This is a genomic window from Pseudomonas sp. BF-RE-22 (assembly GCF_019956155.1).
Taxonomy (GTDB): Bacteria; Pseudomonadota; Gammaproteobacteria; order Pseudomonadales; family Pseudomonadaceae; genus Aquipseudomonas; species Aquipseudomonas migulae.
Genome location: NZ_JAHBDD010000048.1, coordinates 15,712 through 30,431, shown reverse-complemented (window position 1 = coordinate 30,431; position 14,720 = coordinate 15,712). Strand labels below are relative to the sequence as shown.

Genomic DNA, 14,720 nt, shown 5'->3' with positions numbered 1-14,720 from the left:
GGCTCCTACAAAATCGCGGGGGGATTCGGGACTGAGGTTCACGCCGAACCTGTAGGAGCCGGCTTGCCGGCGATGGCGGTCTGGCGGGCGATGGCGGTCTGGCGGGCGCCTTCGCCGGCAAGCCTGGCTCCTACAACATCGCGGGGGTGTTCGGGACTGGGTTTACGTCGGGTTGAGACAGGCATGAAAAAGCCCAACCTGAAGAGGTTGGGCCGAGGTATTGAACAGGCATGTGTTTCCGTTCACTGGCGCGTATCCATCATTTTGTCGGCGAGCGCCTTGGCTCTTTCAATCAACAGATTCTGCCTGTCCTCATGAGTGGCCCCTCCTACAACCGGCGCCGTCAGATTGCTTTCCGCAATCAGCGCAGCGCAAAAATATTGATCCCAGACAGCTTTGTCCGCGGACGTCTGTGCGGTCATTCGGTCGGCAATCATCTCCGGCTCCTCCTGATGAAGTAGCACTGCCAGTTTACGCCCGATTCAAGCACATCCAAATGTCACCATTCGTCGCTAATGTAGACGCGACAAAGAATTGCCACAGTCTCTGGCGCAGGGATTGCAATCGCCGGTCGTAATCGCCCGGAAACGACGTAATTCTGACGCGACAACCATCAAATCAATATTTTGGACGCCAGCCCTGCGCTGGGTCTTTTACCCGGAGATGTAACGTGTCAACTCTCAACGAAATCGCAGCGAACCACGCGAAAATGGCGAAAAAACTGGCGGGAGAGTCGACCGAAATGTGTGAGCGACAGCCGCTGGTAGTGGGTGGGTTTGAGGTCACTTCCGTTGTTGATGAGCAACCCCATGTGCCCATGCACCTCATCGTTGCCGGGCAGGACAGCCACCTCGTCCAGGCTGCTGGCTACTTGCCCTGAGTTATTGCGACAGACTCAACGACATCGCCGCGACGTTTACGCAGACCTGAAACGAAAAAAGGGATCAAGCATCTGGATGCATGATCCCCTTTGACGGATATGAAACAGCGGACCTCGCGATCAGTGGTCAGGGTTGACGTGGCATCCGCCGCGCCTTTCAGCTCGATTCGCTTTCCCGGATGAGCTTCTTGTTAATCTTCCCGACGCTGGTTTTAGGGATCTCGGCGACGAACCTGAACCGCTTGGGGATCGCCCATTTATTGATACGGCCACGCTCGACAAACCCTTGCAGGTGCACCTCCAGCATCTTGCGGTCGAGGTATTGCCCAGGCTCGCACACCACCAACGCCATCGGCCGTTCGCCCCATTGCTCATCCGCAATGCCCACGACCGCGACCGACATGACGGCCGAGTGTTCGCTGATCAGGCTTTCCAGTTCCAGGGAGCTGATCCACTCCCCGCCCGTCTTGATGACGTCCTTGATTCGATCTTTGATTTCCACCCCTCCCAAAGGGTCAATGGAGGCCATGTCGCCGGTATGCAGCCAGCCGTTGTGCCAAAGCTCTGCACCCTTTTCGGGTTCCTTCAAATAGCCTTGGGTCAGCCAAGGCGCGCGCACCACGATCTCGCCCAGGGACTCTCCGTCATGGGCAACGTCATTGCCATTGGCATCGATGATTTTCAGGTCGACCATCGGCACAGTTGTGCCAGTCTTGATGCGGGTCGCCAGTTGGTCTTGCGTGGATTGTGCGAGGTCTTCGTCACGCAGGTAAGTCAGGCACAGCAACGGGCAGGTTTCCGACATGCCGTAACCGCTGTGTACCTGAATACCTTTGGCACTCGCCTCACTGGCGATGCCCAATGTCAGCGCGCTGCCGCCCAGGAGCATTTTCCAGCCATCAAAACGAGTCCGTTGCGCTTCCTCGCAGTTCAGGATCATTTGCAGAATGGTCGGCACACAGTGGGAGAACGTGACCTTCTCCTCTCGATACAGCCTGACCAGGCTGTTGGGCTCGTAGCGGCCGGGGTACACCTGCTTGATGCCCATCAGGGTGGCAACATAGGGCACACCCCAGGCATGCACGTGAAACATCGGTGTGATCGGCATGTAGACATCATCGGAGCGCAGCAGCGGCAACCCCTGGTAGACGCCCAAAGTGCCCACGGCATTCAAGGTGTGCAAGACCAATTGGCGGTGGGTGAAATACACGCCTTTAGGGTCGCCAGTAGTGCCCGTGGTGTAGAAAAGGGTCGCCACCGAGTTTTCATCGAAATCGGGAAAATCGTACTGGTCTGCGGCCCCGGCCAACAGGTTTTCATATTCCCCCAGCACCGGTAGTGACGTGGGAGTTGCTGTGTCGTCCGTAAGCTGCAAGTAACCTTTGACGGTGTTGAGTTGCCCCTGAATCTGTTCAACCAGAGGCAGGAAATCGTCATGCACGAGCACCAGGTCGTCCTCGGCATGGTTCATGGTGAAGAGCACCTGATCCGGCGAAAGACGGATGTTCACGGTGTGCAGCACCGCGCCGATCATCGGCACGGCAAAGAAACATTCCAGGTAGCGATGACTATCCCAGTCAAGCAGGGCCACCGTGTCCCCGGCCTTGACGCCGGCAGCGGTCAAGGCGTTGGCCAGCTTGCGTATCCGCTGGTTGAGCGTCTGGTAGCTGTAGCGCAGCTTGTCGGCATACACGATTTCCCGGCCCGGCTCGTAGCGCACGCCGGACAACAACAATTGCTTGATCAGCAAGGGATAGGCGTAGGCGCCGTCGGCGGGCGGAATTATTTTTGTCGCCATCATGGTTGTGGTTCCCGGTCCTTTTTTACGTGAGCTCAGAACTGCTCTGCATCCAATTTATAGAGGCATTCGCTGCCAGCCTTGGCCGACGCGCTCAACGAGTGGATACGTGGCAACAGACGGGCGAAGTAGAAGCGTGCAGTGGCCAGTTTGCTGACATAGAACGCGTCCTTGGAATGCGTGCTCATGGCCGCTTTGGCCATTCGCGCCCACATGTAGGCGTATGCCGTGTAACCGAACACGTGCAGGTACTCGACCGAAGCCGCGCCGATTTCATTCGGGTTGTTCTGGGCTCGGTCCAGCAGCCATGCGGTCAGTTCGTCGAGGGTGTCGACGGCGGCGTTCAACGGTCTGGTGAACTCGCCGAGGTCAGCGCAGGCATTGGCGGTAAAGTTGCGGATTTCCGAAGCGAACAGCCGGTAGAGCGCCCCGCCGCTGCCGACGATTTTGCGCCCGGCCAGGTCCAGTGACTGGATACCGTTGGTGCCTTCGTAGATCTGGGTGATACGCACATCGCGAACCAATTGCTCCTGGCCCCATTCGCGGATGTAGCCATGGCCGCCGAAGATCTGTTGGCCATGCACGGTGGTTTCCAGCCCCATGTCGGTCAGGAACGCCTTGGCCACAGGGGTCAGAAGCGACACCAGTTCCTGGGCGCGACTGCTGATTGACTCGTCTTCGCTGTACTTGGCGGTATCCAGCTGCAGGGCCACGTAGCTGGAAAACGCCCGCCCGCCTTCGTTCAAGGCCTTCATGGTCAACAACATCCGGCGTACATCCGGGTGAACGATGATCGGATCGGCGGCTTTGTCCTTGTTCTGCGCGCCCCTCGGCGAACGGCTTTGCAGGCGGTCACGGGCGTATTCGACGGCGTTCTGGTACGAGCGTTCGCCTTGCGCCAGGCCCTGAATACCCACGCCCAGACGTTCGTAATTCATCATGGTGAACATCGCCGCCAACCCTTTGTTCGGCGCGTCGACGATCCAGCCGGTGGCACCGTCAAAATTCATCACGCACGTGGCGGAGGCCTTGATGCCCATCTTGTGCTCGATGGAACCGCAGGACAGCGAGTTGCGCTCGCCCAGCGAGCCATCGGCATTGACCAGCACCTTGGGCACCAGGAACAGCGAAATGCCTTTCGGCCCCGCCGGTGCATCCGGCAAGCGCGCCAGTACCAGGTGAATGATGTTTTCGGTCAGGTCATGCTCACCGCCGGTGATGAATATCTTGCTGCCGCTGATCTTGAAACTGCCGTCGGCCTGAGGTTCGGCACGGGTGCGAATCAGGCCCAGGTCTGTGCCGGCATGCGCTTCGGTCAGGCACATCGAGCCGGTCCAGGTGCCGTCGTACAATTTCGGCAAGTAGGTGGCTTTCAGTGCTTCGCTGGCGTGAGCATTGATCGACAGGCACGCGCCGGCCGTCAGCATCGGGTACAGGCCGAAGGACAGACTGGCCGAATTGACCATCTCTTCGACCTGGGCCGAAATGGCCTTGGGCATGCCCATGCCACCGAACCGTGGATCGCCACCTACGCCCACCCAACCACCTTCGGCAAAAGCCTTGTAGGCGGCGGCAAAACCATCCGGTGCCGTCACCGAGCCATTGCTCCAGGTGCAGCCTTGTTCATCGCTGCTGCGGTTCAGCGGTGCAATCACTTCGGCGCTGATCTTGCCGGCTTCTTCGAGGATCGCGGCGGCCGTTTCTTCATCGATCACCTCGGCCAGGCCAGGCAATTTGGCCCACAACCGGGACACCTGGAAAACCTCGTTGAGTACGAAGTGCATGTCACGCAAAGGAGCTTTGTAATCAGACATCGTTGGCTTACTCGGAAGTGGTCAGGGCATGAGGCATGCCCGGACGTTGAGAGATTTCGGTGTTGTCGGCTTGCGCAACAGGGCCGGGCGCCAGCGCCCGTTCGCGCAACAGGAAATAAGACAGGGCAGGAATCAGCACCAGTGCACCCAGCATGTTCCACAGGAACATGAAGGTCAGCAGGATGCCCATGTCGGCCTGGAACTTGATCGGCGACCAGACCCAACACACCACGCCAGCCGCCAGGGTGATGCCCACCAGCCCGACCACCCGGCCGGTGAAGGACACCGCATTGCGGTAGGCCTGGGACAGCGGCAAGCCCTGGCGCTGGAAGTGCAGTTGCACGCTGAGCAGGTACAAGGCGTAGTCAACACCGATGCCCACGCCGAGGGCGATCACCGGCAAGGTCGCAACCTTTACGCCGATCCCCATGGCGACCATCAGCGCTTCGCAAAGGATCGAGGTCAGTACCAGTGGCAACAGCGCCACCAGCGTGGCGCGCCAGCTGCGGAAGGTGATCAGGCAAAACAGCGTCACCGCCGCGTAGACGTAAAGCAACATGGTGCGATTGGCTTCGCGCACGACGATGTTGGTCGCCGCTTCGATGCCCGCGCTGCCGGCCGCCAACAGGAACTGACGATCTTCGGTGCTGTTTTCCTTGGCGAACTTGTCGGCAATCGCCACCACCGCATCCAGCGTTTCAGCCTTGTGATCCTTGAGGAACGTGATCACCGGCATCAGCGAGCAGTTGTTGTTGAACAGCTCAGGCGAGTTGACCGAAGCCTGCTGCGCGGCGTAGTTGAGCACGTCCTGGTTGCGCTGGATGCTGTTGAGCTTGGGGTTGCCTTCATAGGTGCCGGCAGTGATCTGCCGCACGGCGTTGACCAGCGAGGTCGTCGCCTGTACGCCTGGATACTGTTGCAGCTCCCAGGCCAAACGATCGGCAAGAACCAACGTCTTGTAGTTCAGGCAGCCTTCCGGCGCAGTCTTGATCATCACCGCAAACAGGTCGCTGGACAGCGCGTAATGCTGGGTGATGTAGGCGTTGTCGCGGTTGTAGCGCGAGTCGGCACGCAGCTCCGGCGCACCGCTTTCGAGATCGCCGATCTTCAGGTTGAGGCTGATCATGAAGCCGCCGATGCCCATCAACACGGCGACCAATACTGCGCCGGTCGCCCACTTGGCGGTGGTGAAGCGGTCGAGCAGGTCCCAGAGTTTGCCGAAGCCCTTGTGGTGTTCGGCGCGGGTGTCGATTTTCAGCGCGCGTTCGGCAGCCTTGGCGCCAACACCGACATAGGACAGCGCCACCGGCATCAGCAACAGCGAGGTGAAGATCAGCACCGCGACGCCGATGCTGGCGGTGATCGCCAGGTCCTGGATCACCGGAATGTCGATCAGCATCAGCACCGCAAAACCCACGGCGTCGGCCAGCAACGCGGTGACGCCGGCGATGAACAGGCGGCGGAAGGTATAGCGCGCGGCAATCAGTTTGTGAGTGCCTCGGGCGATGTCCTGCATGATGCCGTTCATCTTCTGTGCGGCGTGGGACACACCAATGGCGAAGATCAAAAACGGCACCAGCACCGAGTACGGGTCGATGGCATAACCGAGCCAGGCGACGATACCCAGTTGCCAGACCACCGCGATCAGCGAGCAGCCGACCACCAGCAACGTGCTGCGCACACAACGGGTGTAGGCATAGATGATCGCCAGCGAAGTGATGACCGCCAGGCCGAAAAACATCATCACCTGAATCAGGCCATCGATCAGGTCGCCCATCAGTTTGGCGAAGCCGATTACCCGAACCTTGTATTGGCCCTTGCCCTCTTCCCCGGATTTGCGCGCCGCGCTGTCGCCGGCGAATTCGATCTTGTCGCGCAACTGCTCTTCGAGCATCTGCGAGAACGCGTGATAGTTGATGGGCTGACCACCGGCGGCGGCTTTGTCCAGCAGCGGCACGATCAGCATGCTCGACTTGAAGTCGCTGGCCACCAGGCTGCCGACCAGACCGGCGCGGGAGATGTTCTGGCGCAGTTGCTCGATTTGTTCAGGCTGGCCGGAATAGGTATCGGGCATCACCGGGCCACCCTGGAAACCATCCTCGGTGACTTCAGTCCAGCGCACCGCCGGGCTCCACAGGGATTTCATCCACGCGCGGTCGACGCCTTCGGTGAGGAACAGCTGGTCGTTGACCTGCTTGAGTACGTCGAGGTAAGCGGGGTCGAAAATATCACCCTGGGTGTTCTCGACCACCACGCGCACCGAGTTGCCCAGGCCACGCAGCGACTGGCGGTTTTCCAGGAAATTCTGGATGTACGGCTGGCTCTGCGGAATCATTTTTTCGAAGCTTGGGCGCAGCTCCAGGCGTGTCACGGCCATGAAACCCAGCACCACGGTGGCCAGTGCCATCAGCAGCATGAACAGCGGCCGATAGTTGAACACCCACCGTTCGAGGAGGTTGCCGGAGTGCTGATCGAAATCCCGCAGGTCGCGGATTACCGGCATGGCGTCTTGTTTGATATTGCCCATGTCTGGGTTCTCGCTCTTAGGGTTCGAGGGCTAGCGTCTGGGCGCCACGGCTGCCCGCGACCACCAACGCACCAGCGGCGGACTGGGTAACACCGGCGACCGGGGTCGGCACCGGTTGGCGCAGCAGGTGCAATTGCGCGCCCGAGCCCTGGCTGACCAGCATCTGCCCACCCTGGGTGAACAGACGGTAGTCGCCACGGGCATCGATCAGCCCAGCGGTGATGCTGACGTGCAGGCCGGTGTCGAGTGCCGTCCAGTTTTGGCCGCCATCGGTGCTGCGCAGGACGTTGCCGCGCAGGCCATAGACGAGCGCTTCGCCAGGCTTGCCGAGCACGCCGAAAAAGCTGCCTTGATACGGCGTCGGCACGGCGCTGAAGCGTTGGGTGTGGTCATCCCATTTGAGCAACAGGCCTTGTTCGCCGGCGATGTACAACGCGTCGCCGGTGGAAGCGATGGCGTTGAGGTGGAAACCTTGCGGGTTGTCTGTGCGATCCTGAAATGGCGTCCAGCTTTGGCCACCGTCCTCGGTGCGCAGGATCAGGTTGAATACGCCGACCACATAACCGACTTTGTCGTTGGCAAACCATGTGTCGAGCAGCGGTTTGTCTGCGCCCTGCTCGATCAACCGCTGGCCTTCGGCAACCAGCAACGGCCATTGTTCATTGCCCGGTTCGGCACTGGCCAACGCCGTGTAATGCTTGACCAGCAAGGCGCCGATCTGACGGCCGTCGAGTTGCTTTTGCCAGGTCGCGCCGGCGTCGCTGCTGTGCAGCACCACACCGTCGTTGCCCACCGCCCAACCTTGGGTGGTGGTCGGAAAATTCACCGCCGTAAGATCGGCACTGACCGGCACTGCTGCCTGCTGCCAGTGCTTGCCGGCATCATCGGAAAACAGAATATGGCCACGCTGGCCGACGGCGATCACACGCTCACCGGCGCGAGCCATGCCGGACAACGGACTGTTGATGGCCAAGGCACTGACTCTGGCGGGCAGGTCCAGCACATCGACGTAATCAGCCGCGAGGGTGACGCCCTGCAACAGGCCGAGCACAACGCCAAACGCCACCTGCAAATAATTTTTATACGAACACATACCGCGTCCTCTTCGGAAAACCTGGCGCCCACGCCGTCGGCGCACGGCCCACCGCCTTGTGAGCGGTGGACCTTGTAGGCGCTTTTTTGCGGTTGGCTTAGCGAATGCCGCTGCCGGCCAGGGATTCCGACGACCATTGGGCCTTGGAAAGCGGATCGATGTACTTGATGCCGCCATAAGGCCCGACCACGCCGTTGATGTTGTAGGAACCACCGACCAGGTCGTAAATCATGAAGGGCGTGGAATCCGGGACCTGCTTGTCGTAGCTCTGGCTGAGGAAGGCGAAGGAGCCACGGTACAACTGACCACGAGCGTCGTATTGATCCGAGGCCAGAGCGGTCCAGCTGTCTTCATCAAGGTAGAAGCGGCGCTTCTGATAAATGTGGCGGGAGCCGGCCTTGAGGTTGCCCTCCACCACCCAGACGCGGTGTTTTTCCCAGCGCACGAAGTCCGGTGCCAGGTGATTGGCAGTGGTCAGCGACTTCGGATCCTGGGCGTAGGTCAGCTTGTAGGTGTTGTAGGGCACAATCATTTCCTGCTTGCCCACCAGCTTCCAGTCGTAACGGTCCAGCGCGCCGTTGAACACGAAAACGTCGTCGTAGGTGCCCGCGCCGGCGGTGCCTGGGTTAGGCGTGTCGTAAGCCAGGTTCGGTGCCAGTTTGACCCGACGCTGACCCGGCAGGTACTGCCAGGCGCGGCGCGGTTGCTGCAGCGGGTTGGCGGCGTCCTTGAGCATCACCGCTTCACCGGCCCGGCGTGCAGGACCGGTGTACGACAGCTTCATCTGGTAGTACACGTCGGCGCTGCTGATTGGCTGCGCCAGGTTTTCGTAGATCGGGTAGGAGATGAACGCCTGCCCGGTGGTGGCCAGGCTCGGCACGCCGGCGGAGTCAACGTTCCAGGAGTCGTACTTGGAGTTGATGCTCACGCCTTGATAGCGCAGCAGGAAGTTCCACATCGCTTCGCTGCCCGATTGCGGGATCGGGAACGGCACGCCCGGCAGCACGTTATCGATGGCCAGACCGCCTTCGAGGGACTTGGCGCCGCTGGCATTCTTCACGCCGTTATCGAGGATGGCTTTTGGCAGCGAAACGGTGCGGTGGGTCGGGTATACATCGACACGGTAAGTCGGGAAACGCTTGGCCAGTTCCACCGTGGTAGCACTGAGCATGCCCTTGTACTGATCGACGTTTTTGCCATCGATCACCAGCAACGGTTTTTCACTGGCATACGGATCCGGGCGCATGCTGTCACCGGATTTGAAACTGGCCGGCGGCGTGGTCAGGCCACCGTCGTAGGCAGGGATGGAACCATCAGCGTTCCCGGCCTTTTCGGCGCCCACCAGGGTCAGGCTGCTGCCCAACCTGGCAGCGTCCTGGGTTGAAACAGCGGCCTGTGCCTGAGCGACCAGGACCATAGCCAGCGAAGCGGCCAACACGGTTTTAGCAAATTTCATCTTGTTATTCTCCTGCTTGCATTGAGCAAATCAGTGTTGAATCAAAAAGTGGTTTTCATCGTCAGGTAAACGGCGCCACGGTCCTCAGTCGTTGCACCACCACCGGAAAAGGCCGAGTAGCCACCGGCGAAACAGGCGTAGTTTTCGTTACCGCTAAAGGCGTTCGGCGCAGCGCCGTCACCTCCGGTCGGGCCGGTACTCACACCGCTGACATTGCACTTGTCGGTCTTGCCGAAAGAGTCCACGTACTTCAGGTCGACAAAGTATTTGTTGTACACAACGGCCCCGAGACCGATGGCGTAGTTACCGGTGTCTTTGGCACCGCCACCGGAGACCGGTGAAACGCCATCGAGACCGACGTTGATGGACATCGGCGCGTTGAGGTCGACACCGGGAAACACCTGGTACCAGGTCGGTGTGAAGTTGACCGCGATGCCCCAGTTGTCCCGGGTTGGCTGGTCGATACCGCGGTAGGTGCCCTTGCCTTTGTAGAGCGCCTCGTTCTTGCTATCGAGCTTGAGCAGGTTGCTGTAATACAGCTCGCCAAGCAGGGTTGCCGAATCGAATACAGGCGTTTTGGCAATGGTCATCAGACCGTTGAGCGTCCAGTGCAAGGTGTCGCCGGTGGCGGCCATGCTGTCGCCCTTCTGCGGGGTGTCATAAACCACACCGGTGGCAGCCGTACGCGCCGGCAACAGGCCAAGACCCGCGCCCAGGCCCAGCGGACTGTTAGTGCTGACAACCGCCGGAATACTCGCCAGCGGCATGTTGTGACGAATGTTCAGGTCCGAACCCACGCTCACCCCGCCCACATCCTTGGACAGGCTCAGGCCAACGATCTTGATGTTGTCGGCATAGGCCATTTGATAGGTGGCGGTGCTCAGCGAGTTGAGCGTATTGATCACCGCGGGCACCTGGCCGGCCGGGCGAGTTCCGTTCGGGTTGGCCGAACTCAGGCCTCGGGCATCCAGCCAGGCTTGCGGGAGGATTTCCGAGGTTTCGCGGTAGTAAACGCCGAGGGTGCCGTCCAGCCAGGCTGGCGACCACTTGGCCATGAGGCCCCAGTCGCCGCGCTTGTCCGGCGTCAGGTCATGCCCGCGACGCACGTTGGTCAAGCCGTTGCACGGCGCCAGGCCGCAACCCAGAGGGCTGCCAGGCACGACAGCATTAGTGTTACCCAGCAGGAACGACTGCGCGCCGAAACCGACCAGGTCGGAGCCGCCGTAGTAGGTGCCGGCTTCCGGCAGGCGTGCGGCGTCCCAGTCGAGAAAGTACTGGGCGGCCACGGTCAGTTCGGGATTGATCGTGAAGGACATCGACAGCTGATTGCGCGGAACGAACAGTTCCTTGGCTTCGGTGCCCGGCGACGCGGCCAGCTTGGCCAGGTCCAGGCCGGACTGGCCGTAGCTGATCGAATGCACCGGGTTGAGAATGGTCTCGCCCCAGAACACGTTGTGCTGGCCAGCTTTGAAACTCAGCATCGACTCCTCGCCCACTTCGGTGCTGTAGAACACGAAGGCGTCGAGGATTTCACCGGACGGGCCGGTGTAGTAACGCTGGGCATAGTTGCTCAGGTGCGGGCTGCCGTTGCCGACGTTGTCATTGGTGACCCCGGCCAGGCGCGGGTCGTTGGCGACCAGGCCCGAGGTTGAACCGTTGCCGTTGACGAACGGGTTCGAATTGGAACCGGTGTTCTCGTAGGCCTTGTCGTACCAGCTGGCGGCGCTGACGCGAAAGCCCATGTGGTTCTGGTAGACCACGTCCATCTCGGTCAACAGATCGACGCGGTTGGTGATGTTGGTCCCGGCCTTGCGGAAGTTGTAGTCGCCGTCGTTGTTGTTCGGCGTGCCCAACATGCGCTTGTCCGCGCTTTCAGTGCGTACGCCATAGTTGTACTTGATGGTGTTATCCAGGCGAACGGTCCAGTCCGGGTTACCTGTCTCGATCTCTGCCGCATGGGCCATCGGCACCGTTGCCGCGAGAATGGCTGAGGCCAGCAAGGTGTAGCGTGAAGCGGTGAACCCGTGACTCTTATTGTTGTGCATTGCGTTGTCTCCGCCATTTTGTATTTGTTTTAAGCGCAGCCGCCCTCGCGCACCCTCTTGTTCCAGGGGTTTGCGTTTTTCAGGAGTGAGGGCAAATGCCGGATGGCGCGAGCCAACCGGCGCCTGAACTAGCGATCCAGCTCGAGGATGAGGGCTTCGGCTTGCGGCCAGTGCCCATACCCGGCAGCAGGATTGAGATGACCGACATCGCCCAGATTGAGTAGCTCACTGCCCCAGCCTTCAGCCAGGTGCGTAACGGCTTCCAGGCTGGCGAGGTGGTCGTTGGTACTGGCGGCCACCAGGCTGCGAAATGGCAGCGGCCCTTTGGGTAGAGGATCCCAACCCTGGCTACGCAGGGTTTCAGGCGATGGGTAGCCTGACGGCCAAGGGGCATCGAGGTCAGGTGGCGCGGCGAGCAGCGCGCCCTTGATCGGCCGGCGGTACTGCGCGGCCCAGTGCGCGACCATCAGTACGCCGGCGCTATGGGCGACCAGGATCACCGGCCCGTCGATCTGCTCCAGCGCGTGCTGGATCGCTTGCACGCGCTTGTTGCAATCGAGCTTGTCGGTCTCCTGCGGCGGCACACTACGTACCTTGCTCAGCCTGGCTTCAAGCAACGTCTGCCAATGTTCGGCAACGTGCTCGCGCAGGCCCGGTACGATCAGAACGGTTGCGGCAGTTTGCAGTTTGTCCACTTCAGCACCTACGCTTTCTCGATGACTCGACTGGCTCTGTGGCCAGGGGCTTTTTGTAGGACTGACATTAAAGAGCGCCCACCCCAGGCGCTTTTCATTGGACGTCAGGCACTTTTCTTTTCATGACAGATTTCCAGGTATTGGCGCGCGCCGACCACTGGTCGAAAATCCCCACAGGTTCTCTGCAGCTCACTGTAATCAATGGGTGTGCGTCGATTGCTCCACGACAACGGAGGTGATTGCGGACAGAAACTGGCGAGCGCCCTCGACAACATCGCAACTGTTCAATCGCTGATGTGCTGGATATAGTCGCCACGCTCATCTGAATCGCAACCGGCCCAGGAAAGACCTTCGCATGCCCAAGCTTGTTCGCGCCGCTGTCTTGACCAACTACCTGGAGGTTACTCAGTACCTGGGGTTCAACCCGCGCGATGTACTGGCCGGCGTCGGCTTGAGCAAAGCCCTGCTGCAAGCCCCTGAGCATCGCATTCCCATCGATGCCGCCGTGCGTCTGCTGGAGGATTCAGCCGCCGCCAGCGGCTGCCAGAACTTCGGCCTGAGCATGGCCGAGTCGCGCCAGCTCTCGGACTTCGGCGTGGTCAGCCTGCTGCTCAGCCATCAGCGCACGCTGCGTGATGCCTTGCAGGTGGTGGTGCATTACCGGCACTTGATGAATGATTCGCTGGCCATCTTCATTGAAGAGGCCGGCAAGATGGTGATCATTCGCGAAGAGGTGGTCACCGACTCGCCGATGCCCAGTCGACAGGCCACCGAGCTTGCCATCGGCGTGATGTTCCGCCTGTGCGCCGCCCTGCTCGGCTCTCACTGGCATCCCTACAGCGTCAATTTCACCCACCAGCCCCCCGACAACCTTCAACTGCACCGTCGCCTGTTCGGCTGCACCCTGGAGTTCGGCAGTGAGTTCAACGGCATCGTCTGCGCAGGTGCCAGCCTGGACATGACCAACGCCAATGCCGACCCGGCCATGGCCCGCTACGCCCAGAGCTACCTCGATTCGCTGCAAAGCCACCAAGGCACTTCGATGCTGTTCGAAGTGCGCAAGGCCATCTACCTGCTGCTGCCCATGGGCCGCGCTACCATCGAGCAAGTCGCGCAGAGCCAGGGCATGAACGTTCGCACCCTGCAACGTCGCCTCAAGGATGATGGCTGTGCGTTCAACGATGTGATCAACGATGTGCGCCGCGACCTGGTGCTGCGTTATCTGGACAACCCGAATTACACGCTCGGTCGCATTGCTGACATGCTTGGCTACTCGATGGCGAGTTCGTTTACGCGGTGGTTCATCAGCCAGTTCGGCATGCCGCCGGCGACGTGGCGGGTGCAAAAGCAGGGTTCGGCAAAAGCCCCGACGGACGCGGCCCCACCCAAACCCTACTGATATCGCGCCTGTTGTAGGAGTGAGCCAGACAGCCGACCAATCTCTTTCAGGTGTACATATCCATTCCTGCGGTAACGGCCGCTATGGGTTTCGCCCTTACGGCGAGTCACTTGGAAAAGCGCCAAGTAACCAAGCGCTCTTGCCCCTTTCGTTCGGTGCCTCGCTGTGGCTCGGCATACCCTCGCTCCGGTCCTGCTCCGTGGGCCCGCCGCCATCGGCCATCCCTGGCCGGGGGCGGCTAACCCGGCATCCATGCCGGGTTGCCCACTACGCAGAACCTCCACTCGGCCTCTCGAGGGGGCGTATACCTCAAGATCAAAAGCGGAAGGCGAGCTAACGCTCGGCCTGATGAGTGGTGGAAATCAAAAGCGTATGGGATTCCCTGTAGGAGCCGGCTTGCCGGCGAAAATCGTCTGGACACCGCGTTCATTCAGACAGCCCGCGTTATCGTTGACGTCCATCGCCAGCAAGCTGGCTCCTACAATTTTGACCGTGTGAACCCGATCCCGTGTAGGAGCCGGCTTGCTGGCGATGGCGTCCGTCCAACCAACACATTAATTGTCTGACCCACCGCTATCGCCAGCAAGCCGGCTCCTACAGGGGAGCGGTGTACATGCTCGGAATGAGTGAGCGCAGCAGAGAAGGAGAACGCGTACGCAAATGAGCCAGGTCGGCTTTCAGGCCGCCTCGGCGGCTGTGGCGGTCGTCGCCCCCTCGAGAGGCCGAGCGCAGGTTCTGCGCAGTGGGCAACCCGGCATGGATGCCGGGTTAGCCGCCCCCGGCCAGGGATGGCCGATGGCGGCGGGCCCACGGAGCAGGACCGGAGCGAGGGCATGGCGAGCATTAGCGAGCCACCGAACGAAAGGGGCAGAAGCGCTTTGGTTACTTTCGCGCTTTTCGAAAGTGACTCGCCGTAAGGGCGAAACCAATAGCCGCCATCACCGCAGCAATGGATATGTACTCAAACAACAATCTCCCACAAGCTTTGACACGGCATGGATCAACGCTGGCAA

Annotated in this window: 11 protein-coding genes; 2 read left to right on the top strand and 9 right to left on the bottom strand. The window is 60.6% G+C overall.

From position 1 onward, the window contains the following. Positions 1-38 precede the first annotated feature (38 nt). Positions 39-185: a hypothetical protein gene (locus KGA82_RS21905; RefSeq protein WP_223452515.1), complete on the bottom strand. Its 147-nt coding sequence runs from the start codon at positions 183-185 to the stop codon at positions 39-41. Between the two features lie 57 nt (positions 186-242). Beyond that, complete coding sequence (locus tag KGA82_RS21900) at positions 243-437, bottom strand: hypothetical protein (protein WP_008032821.1); 195 nt, start codon at positions 435-437, stop codon at positions 243-245. A gap of 233 nt (positions 438-670) precedes the next feature. Between KGA82_RS21900 and KGA82_RS21895 the strand changes: the two genes are divergently transcribed. Then, positions 671-880 carry a hypothetical protein gene (locus tag KGA82_RS21895; protein WP_223452514.1) on the top strand — a complete coding sequence of 70 codons (210 nt, stop codon included), beginning with the start codon at positions 671-673 and terminating at the stop codon, positions 878-880. Positions 881-1,037: 157 nt separating this feature from the next. On the opposite strand, the gene KGA82_RS21890 is transcribed toward KGA82_RS21895, so the two are convergent. The 7 genes from KGA82_RS21890 to KGA82_RS21860 form a co-directional block, all read right to left on the bottom strand. Beyond that, positions 1,038-2,681, bottom strand: coding sequence for a fatty acid--CoA ligase (locus KGA82_RS21890; protein WP_223452513.1), 1,644 nt, complete (start codon positions 2,679-2,681; stop codon positions 1,038-1,040). A gap of 32 nt (positions 2,682-2,713) precedes the next feature. Further along, entirely contained in the window at positions 2,714-4,492 is a 1,779-nt protein-coding gene (locus KGA82_RS21885) for an acyl-CoA dehydrogenase C-terminal domain-containing protein (RefSeq protein WP_223452512.1), read from the bottom strand. Between the two features lie 7 nt (positions 4,493-4,499). Then, positions 4,500-7,019 carry an efflux RND transporter permease subunit gene (locus tag KGA82_RS21880; protein ID WP_223452511.1) on the bottom strand — a complete coding sequence of 840 codons (2,520 nt, stop codon included), beginning with the start codon at positions 7,017-7,019 and terminating at the stop codon, positions 4,500-4,502. A gap of 16 nt (positions 7,020-7,035) precedes the next feature. After that, positions 7,036-8,112 carry a WD40/YVTN/BNR-like repeat-containing protein gene (locus tag KGA82_RS21875; protein ID WP_223452510.1) on the bottom strand — a complete coding sequence of 359 codons (1,077 nt, stop codon included), beginning with the start codon at positions 8,110-8,112 and terminating at the stop codon, positions 7,036-7,038. 97 nt (positions 8,113-8,209) lie between these two features. Further along, positions 8,210-9,568 (bottom strand): DUF1329 domain-containing protein, encoded by a 1,359-nt coding sequence (locus tag KGA82_RS21870; protein WP_223452509.1) that lies wholly within the window; start codon positions 9,566-9,568, stop codon positions 8,210-8,212. Positions 9,569-9,609: 41 nt separating this feature from the next. Next, on the bottom strand, positions 9,610-11,613 hold the full coding sequence (locus KGA82_RS21865) for a DUF1302 domain-containing protein (protein WP_008040962.1): 2,004 nt from the start codon (positions 11,611-11,613) through the stop codon (positions 9,610-9,612). A gap of 128 nt (positions 11,614-11,741) precedes the next feature. Then, positions 11,742-12,308, bottom strand: a complete 567-nt coding sequence (locus KGA82_RS21860) for an RBBP9/YdeN family alpha/beta hydrolase (protein WP_008040963.1) — start codon at positions 12,306-12,308, stop codon at positions 11,742-11,744. Between the two features lie 355 nt (positions 12,309-12,663). Here KGA82_RS21860 and KGA82_RS21855 point away from each other — a divergent pair, with 355 nt between their 5' ends. Further along, positions 12,664-13,707, top strand: coding sequence for an AraC family transcriptional regulator (locus tag KGA82_RS21855; RefSeq protein ID WP_008032805.1), 1,044 nt, complete (start codon positions 12,664-12,666; stop codon positions 13,705-13,707). Positions 13,708-14,720 lie beyond the last annotated feature (1,013 nt).